Origin of the sequence: Caballeronia sp. GACF4 (genome assembly GCF_023631025.1) — a bacterium.
Classification (GTDB): domain Bacteria; phylum Pseudomonadota; class Gammaproteobacteria; order Burkholderiales; family Burkholderiaceae; genus Caballeronia.
Map to the genome: position 1 here is coordinate 22,070 of NZ_JALQDW010000043.1, position 7,377 is coordinate 29,446.

5 protein-coding genes are annotated in these 7,377 nt (G+C 64.1%); all 5 read right to left on the reverse strand.

The window, feature by feature from the left end; genetic code table 11:
* Positions 1–44: 44 nt before the first annotated feature.
* The 5 genes from NCR40_RS30690 to NCR40_RS30710 all read right to left on the reverse strand — a co-directional run bounded on the left by NCR40_RS30690 (position 45) and on the right by NCR40_RS30710 (position 7,237).
* Positions 45–746, reverse strand: coding sequence for a DUF3540 domain-containing protein (locus NCR40_RS30690; protein ID WP_250511751.1), 702 nt, complete (start codon positions 744–746; stop codon positions 45–47).
* Positions 747–769: 23 nt separating this feature from the next.
* Positions 770–1,810 (reverse strand): pentapeptide repeat-containing protein, encoded by a 1,041-nt coding sequence (locus NCR40_RS30695; RefSeq protein ID WP_250511752.1) that lies wholly within the window; start codon positions 1,808–1,810, stop codon positions 770–772.
* Complete coding sequence (locus NCR40_RS30700) at positions 1,807–4,524, reverse strand: DUF2169 family type VI secretion system accessory protein (protein ID WP_250511753.1); 2,718 nt, start codon at positions 4,522–4,524, stop codon at positions 1,807–1,809. Before NCR40_RS30700 ends, NCR40_RS30695 begins: the two co-directional genes overlap by 4 nt.
* Before the next feature lie 13 nt (positions 4,525–4,537).
* Entirely contained in the window at positions 4,538–5,581 is a 1,044-nt protein-coding gene (locus tag NCR40_RS30705; protein ID WP_250469934.1) for a hypothetical protein, read from the reverse strand.
* A gap of 78 nt (positions 5,582–5,659) precedes the next feature.
* On the reverse strand, positions 5,660–7,237 hold the full coding sequence (locus NCR40_RS30710) for a type VI secretion system Vgr family protein (RefSeq protein ID WP_250511754.1): 1,578 nt from the start codon (positions 7,235–7,237) through the stop codon (positions 5,660–5,662).
* Positions 7,238–7,377 lie beyond the last annotated feature (140 nt).

The following is a 7,377-nucleotide window of genomic DNA, read 5'->3' on the forward strand; positions in this document are numbered from 1 at the left end:
TTTGTGCGATTGTCTCGTCGCGTCTTGTCGACTGGGGCCGGGCCTCAGCCCAGTTCTATCTTCGAGCCGTCGATGCGCGTCATCTCGTCGGAGACGAGGGTCGTGTGGCGAGTGTGCAAGTGCGCGTCGCCGCTTACGCGCCAGCGAGCCGTGCCCGCACGCAATTCGTCGTTACCCTCAATCCATCGCGAACTGTCGTTTGCACGGAAGATGGCACGTCCGACGGTCGAGAGAAAATGGCGCGCGACTAGCGTAAGACGTTCGATACCCGCGTCGAGCGACGCTATGCGCGCGCTGGCCTGGTGGCTCGTGACCGCTGTCGAAACCGCGTCGAGCGAGAACGCGCGCGTGCTGGCATCGACGGCCTCCGCGCCGTTCAGCGCGATACGCGTGGCACAAAGCCGCAAGTCGCCGTCGGCGGATTCGATCCTTGCGCCGCCCGGCAGCATCATGGTGCCGGCGTCGGGTTGGGCACGGGTCAGCACCGCGAGGAGATACGGCACCGTGGTCGTTGCCGTCACGCCGTCGGCTGCAGCCTGTGCGGGCAACGCGCCGCAGACGAGGACGAGATCGCCCGCTTGCGGTTCGAGCAGACAGCTTTGAGCCTGCAAGGCACGCTCGGCGTGACTGTCGAGCAAAAACCATGGTCCTGCGCGACCGGTCACCGTGGCGGCACGCAGGGTCGTGCTGACTGCTGGCGCGCAGCCGACGGGAACGTCGTTAGGGGTAAGTGGCAGCGTATCCATGTCGTGCTCCAAGACAGTAGAAGTCAAACACCCCAGGTTTCGGCGCGCAGCCGAACCGGATCGGTGGGACGTGTGTGGTTGCGCGACGCGCCCGCCCAATGCGTACGCGAGTCGATCAGCGCATGGAAGTCGGCATTGCCGAAATCCGCGCGTGCGCAATCGGATTCCGTCAGATCGACGTGTGACAGATCGCAGTCCGTGAAGCGTGCCGCCGTCAACGTCGAACGTTGCCAGATGGCGCGCGTGAAGACCGCCTGCGTCCAACTCGCGCCGTCGCAGCGCGACCCGGTCAGCGTCGCGCCGCTGAAATCGGCCACGACGAATTCGGCATCGGTCAGATCGGCACCGGACAAGTCGGCTTGCGCAAAGCGCGCGTATCGGCCGGATGCGCCCGCAAAGCGCGCCGCGTTGAGCTTCGCGCGATCAAAACGCGTCTGCACGAGCTCTGCACCGGTGAAATCGGAGCCGGAAAGGTTCGCATTCGTGAACTGGCACTGATGGAGGTTGCATTGGTCGAAGCGCTGGCCGGCAAGATCGCCGTTCAGAAAGAAAGCTTGTACGAGTTCAGTGCGCAAGAACGTTACCCGCGCGAGCGCGGCGTCGCGGGCCGTAAAGCGCGTGAGATCGGCGTCGGTGAAGTCGGCGCCGTCGAACTTGCAGGCAAGCGCATCGCTGCGATAGACGCGAGCGCCGGCGAAGGTCGCGGCGCTCAAATCGCAGCCGTCGAACATCGCGCGCTCGATTTGCGCGCTCGTAAAGTCGGTGCGTCCGAAGCCGACACGCGTAAAGAACACCCGTGTGGCTTGCGTCTCACGCAGACTCGCACCGGCAACTTGCGTGTTGTGCCATTGGGAACCATCGAGAACGCTGGCATTCAGATTCGCACCCGAAAGATCGCATTGGCGGATGCGCGCCCCATTCAGCCTCGTGCGCGAAAGGTCGGCGCCGCGCAAATCGACGCCCTCCAGCAGACAGCCGCTTAGGTCGCGCCCGGCGAGGTCCGCGCCTGCCAGGCTGGTTCTGGACAGCGCCGCGCCCGGCACGAGTTCGGGAAGCGCGCTCATAAGCGCACCTCACCTTCCACGCGGCCGGGAATCTGCAGCAGCGTGCGATCCACGTTGGCGCCGTCGAGCACGCTGTTGCCGATCGTTGATCCGTAGCATTGCGCACCGTAAAGATTGCTCGAGACGAAGCGCACGCCGTCGAGGCGGGCGCGTCGCAAGCTGGCGTTCATCAGGTTGGCGCGGCTGAAATCGGCACCGCTCAAATCGGCCTTGGACAGACGGATAGACACCGCACGCGCGTTGACGAAGCGCGCGCCACGGGCTATGACGCCGCTGAAATTCACGTGATCGAGCGCACTTTGGTCGAAGTTTGCCTGAGATATGTCAATGTCAAGCCATACGGCCGCGTTCAGCCGCGCGCCCACGAAACTCGCGCCGCTGAGGTTTGCGGCGAGGCCCGCGCGCGATTGCGATAGGTTGGCGTTGTCGAAACGCGCGCCCGCGCCCTGGGTGCCGAACAGACGGAGAACGGAGCAGTCCGCATCGACGAAACTGGCGCCCGCGATTGACGCATGATCGAATACCGCGTTCGCGAGATTTGCCCCGGTGAAGTCGGCGCCCGCAAGGACCGCGCGCGAAAAACTAGCTTTCGCCGCGCCGCATCTGGACGCCTTCACGCCCATCATCTTCGCGTTGCTGAAGATGGCGCGGGCGAGTTGCGCGCCCTCCAGATTCGCCGCCGAAAAGTCCGCGTCCGCGAAGTCACTCGCACTTAGAGACGCGCGTTGCAACTGCGCACCGCCGAAGTTGGCGTTGCGGGCGCTGACGTTGTCGAGCTTCGCGTCGTGCAGTTGCGCCCCGACGAGATCGGCGCCAGCGAGCATCGCGCCCGACAGATCGGTGCCGGAGAGCCGCGCGCCAGTGAGACGGACGTCGTTGAGCACGGCGAGGCGCAAGTCGGCGCGCTCGAGCATCGCGCCTGACAAATCGAGGCCGCTCAGATTCAGGCTGGCAAGCGAATGACCAGCCGCGGCGCGCGCTATCACATCGTCGCGATTCAGCCGTAGCGGTAGAGACGGCTGCGGCGCTCCGAGCACGGCGCTCGCAGGCGGTTGCGTCGCGGGCGCAGCAGCGGTCGGAGATGCGCCAAGGGTCGAAAGCGCGCCCACGATGCTCTCGAAGTCGATGCTCGCCGCTTCGTTCAGTGCGGCGACCGTCTCAGGGTCGGTGACCTGTGCGGCAAGACCGGTGATCGAACTGCCGCGCGCCGCGAGCGCCTGTTGAGTCTGCGCGAACGCTGCGCGCAACTGCCCGGCGAGCGTCGCCGCGTCGGCGGGCGCGCTGGCGCCGTTCGCGCCGAGCACGGGTGCGGTTAGTTTCTCGACATCGGCTGGCGTGAGTTCGTAGCGCTTCATCAGATCAGCGGCGCTGCTTTCTAGCGTTTGCGTCAGCGATTGAAGGTCACGCTGCATGGATGCCGCATCGCCACCCGACTTGATGTCGAACGGCGGCGTGCCCGCTTGCGGTAAGTGTGCTTCGAGCTCGCTTGCTTGCATGCCGTGCTTCGACAACAGATTCTGAGTCGTCGATTCGATCTGCGCGGTGAGCGATTCGAGTTCGGCGAACGCAGCCGGATCGCTCGGTCCCGCTACGGCGGGTGCATCAGGTGCATCGGGTGCTTTCAGGGCAGGCGGGGTGGCGACGGCCGCCGCAGGGGCGGGCAACGCAACTGCGGCGGCTGGCACGGGAGGCGTCAGACTGAGCCGCGCTTGCAGGCGATCTCGATAGTATTCGGCGGGTAACGGCGCGCTTGTCATGCTCTCGAAGTCGACCATCAACTGCGCGATGTCGTCCGCGTCTTCATCGCCGAGCGCTGCAACCGCGCGATATAACACGATGCCCTGTCCGATCTCCGGCAGGATCCAGACGGTTTCCGGGCGCGCGGCGCACTCCTCGAAGCGCATATCGCCAGCAATACGACGGGTCACGAAGCAGCGCGCTCTGAGTGCCGGAAGGCGCGCCGCCAGATGCGGCTGATCGGGATGCATGTAATCGACAACAATGCGCTCGTCGCCTTGCCAGAATCCCGCGATACGCTGGTCGTGCGGCGCCGTGCAAAAGTAATCGGTCCGGGTGTCAGCCGGAAGATGCGGCCATTGCTTTGCGAGCCAGTCGTCATCGAAGGCGCCGAGCAACGCGGTCCGTTGCGGCGACGTGGCGGGCAATGCCCAATATCCGGCGGGTTCGCGGACATCGCTGGGCGAGGCGATCAGCGCGTCCGGCGTCTCGACGTTAGGTAACACGCGGTCCGAGTCGCCGGCGAACACCGCGCCGCGCCCGGCGGGATTGGCGGCGTGTTCAGGACCGCCGAACGCGCGCGTGGCATCGAGCGGCATGCGGTGGAAAGGCTCGGGGGCCGAGATCGTTCCGAGCGGGCCGAAGCGGCGATCGCCATACACAAAGAGCGATTTTCGCGAAGCGCCTACTTGCACGGTCGTTTCGACGAGTGTCGCGGTCGCGCCTGCCGGCGCGTGGGCTGCGCCATAAGCGAGCCATTCGCCGCATGGCTTCGGGAAGCCGGCATCGAGCGGGCCGTCTCCCGTCGCGCCGGCGCCTGCCTTCCACAAGTCCGGTTCGGAGGCGAGACGTGGCGGTCCATCGTGCGGCGCATCGAGAGCGAACATCACGAGCACGCCCATGGAAAGTAGATCGCGCTCGTTGAAACGCAACGTGCGATAGACGAGTCCGGCGGTATCTGGTTTGAGGATTTTCATGATCGTTCGTCGCCTAGCCGAGCTTGATGAATGCGGAATCGGCCTCGATCGCCTCGGGGCTGATTAGCATCATGGCGCCGGGCGCGGACGCGACGAACACTTCCTGAGCCATGTTGAGTGTGCAACCCGACGACTCGACGAGAAAATCTTCGGGTGTCATGTTCAGAGCGCTCGCGCCGACCTGCGCCGTCAACGTAGCGGGCGTAACGAGCACGCTGCTGTCGCCGCCGCGCAGGGTTGCCTGGTCCGGGCCCATCAGCAACGAAGATGCGCCTGCTGGCCCGGTGAAGTCGAGCGACGAAGCGCCGTCGCTGAAATTCAGCGAGCCTGTGTCGATGCCTACGCGCTTGAACCCCGCAGTGGCATTCGTCAATGAGATGGAACTCTGGCCGGCCGGCGTGGTTCGTGTCAGCGTGGTTTCTGCAAGCGACATTCCGAGCGTGCTCTGGGAAGCTGGCAGAAAGTCCGTTCCGAGCGACACGCCGGTCTGTCCCAAGGTCAGGGTCGATGTCTGGCGCAGCGCCTCGCACAGTGTCGAGAGTCGCTTGACGACGACGACCAGGAGCGCGGTGAGCAGCGCATTGCTCACGCCTATGGACGCGGCCTCGGCCGCTTGCTGTTTCACCTTGTCCTTGCTGACGTCGGTGGCGTCGAGCACACCGAGCGCGGTGCCGTACACGAGATTAATCGCGACAGTCACGCCGATCAGCGCCTTGGTCGCCGTCATCGCGGCCTTGAGGATGGCGAGTGCGGACATGCCGAGAGGATGAATGCCGCCCTTGAGGGCTACGGTTCCTTGTGCCTGCGTGGAGGTGGAGTCGCTAAAATCGACCGTTGCACCGTCCTGCATGCCCAGCGTGGTCCCATAAGTCCATGTGACGTTGTTGCCGAGCACTGCAGCCAGATATGTGCCGAGCGTCACCGAATTGTTGGTCGTTGCTGTGAGTGCGGTTTGGCCGGTACAAAACGCGGAGTTGACTTCCCCGACCGCGAGGTTGTTGGTGGTTCCGACCGTCATCGTGTTGACGTCTTCCAGTGTGAACTGAGTGAAGCTCATGACTGTTATCTCCTGAAAGCGCAGATGCGTGGCTGTCGATGCAATGAAAGGAGCGTGGAAACGCGTGCCTATCGCGCCTTAGTCGCGCGCGCCGATAAAAATATGTGTCGCGCCGTTCGGCGAAAAAAGATGGATCGTCTGGCCACCATCCTTATCCGACATCTCCAAGATGTTTCCACCCTTCGTCACCATTCGATTCATCGCCGGATTCCCCTGATTCACCACACTCGAATTCACCGAATTCGGCACCGTCCCGACAATCACCGGCTGATCCGGATCGCCGTCGCTGAATGCAAGCAACACCTCCGCGCCCTTCAGCAGCGGAAAATGCATGCCGTGTCCATCGCCGGAATAAGGCGTCGCCATGCGAACGCGCGCCGAGCCTTTCGCCGCCGCCTTGTCCGTGCGGTCGAACGGCAACTGCACCGTGTACTGTCCGTATTCGTCGAGCTCGGCATATTCGCCGCTGCCCTCCGCATCGACGGTCGCGTTCAGCGTGCCCGCGATAGTCGGCCGCGCCGTGTCGCGCGGCGCGCGATACTGAACGTCCGCCTTGATCGCCGAAAACGTGTTGCGGTAGATGATCTCTTCACGCGCCGCGCCGTTTTCGCTAAACGGCGTCTTGATGCCCGCGAGCAGCGCGCCCGCCTGCGATCCTTCGTGCGTGATCTCGGTCACGAGATAGCGGCCGTTGAAGTCGTCGCGATAGTGATGCGACATCTGCATGAAATAGCCGCTGCGCAATCCCACCGCCGTGGCCTGGCCATGAAATCGGACGCCGCCGCAAAGAATCCCCTCTGCGCGCAGCTTCGCGTAACGCGTGCCTTCGTCGGCGTCGCGGAAGTTGTCGCCGTAGAACATCGCTTCGCCGAAACCTTGCGCGGATACATCCGCCTGCGCGACGAGCGGCAACGACGCCTTGCGATAGTTGTAGTCCTGCAGCACCACCTTCGCGGGCAGCGGCTTCGTGCGGCACACGAAGCTCTGCACCGAGTCCGGCGCGACGCCCGTATCCAGCTCGTCGGCGGGGCGGTAGTTGACCGGCAGCGCATCGGCGGCGTGCATGGCGCGGTCATCGACGATGGTCAACGTGTCCGCCTCGCCGCTCTGCGCGAAGTAGTAGTACATGCCTTCCTTTTCCATCCAGCGCGACACGAAGTCGAAGTGGCTTTCCTGGAACTGGCACACATAGCTGCGCGGACGATACTCGCCCGTCAGCTTCAGATCGACGGCGTTGCCCGTGAGCTGCGCGTCGCGCAACACGCCGCCCAGAATCTGCGGGATGGTCTGCTCGTTCAGATAGACCTCGCAGGTGCGCGTAAGCGTAAGCCGCCACGCACGCGGCACGAGCACCGCGCGATAAAACGTGTAGCCGCCCGCATGATGCAACTGGTCGAACTCGGCGAGCATGCCGGAATATGGCGTGGTGCGCGAACTGTCATCGGGTGCGCCGATGCTGAAGGTCGCGTTGTTCTGCAACATCTTCGTCAGATCGATGGCGGCGTCGTCGGCGACGAGCGTCACTTCGAAGCGAAAGAGTTGCGAGATCGCCTCGCGCCCGTGCATGCGCACCACCGAGAACGTGTCGGCCGCGTAAGCATCGGAGACGAAGCTGAAGCGCTGATTGTTGGCGAGTCGTGCGGAGAGCGAAGTCATGGCGTTTTATCTGCCGTTCAAGCGAGGAGCGGGGGGCGGGGGGGGGGGGGGGGGGCGGGGGGGCTACTTACCTACGTGGTCTCGCAAAAAATATATTATTTTTTTGGGGGCCGGTCGGAGCTTACCGCGCTTTTTTTTTT

Coding starts and splice junctions, on each gene's coding strand:
- NCR40_RS30710 (WP_250511754.1), bottom strand. CDS start 7,237: ATGACTTCGCTCTCCGCACGACTCGCCAACAATCAGCGCTTCAGCTTC.
- NCR40_RS30700 (WP_250511753.1), bottom strand. CDS start 4,524: ATGAAAATCCTCAAACCAGATACCGCCGGACTCGTCTATCGCACGTTG.
- NCR40_RS30705 (WP_250469934.1), bottom strand. CDS start 5,581: ATGAGCTTCACTCAGTTCACACTGGAAGACGTCAACACGATGACGGTC.
- NCR40_RS30695 (WP_250511752.1), bottom strand. CDS start 1,810: ATGAGCGCGCTTCCCGAACTCGTGCCGGGCGCGGCGCTGTCCAGAACC.
- NCR40_RS30690 (WP_250511751.1), bottom strand. CDS start 746: ATGGATACGCTGCCACTTACCCCTAACGACGTTCCCGTCGGCTGCGCG.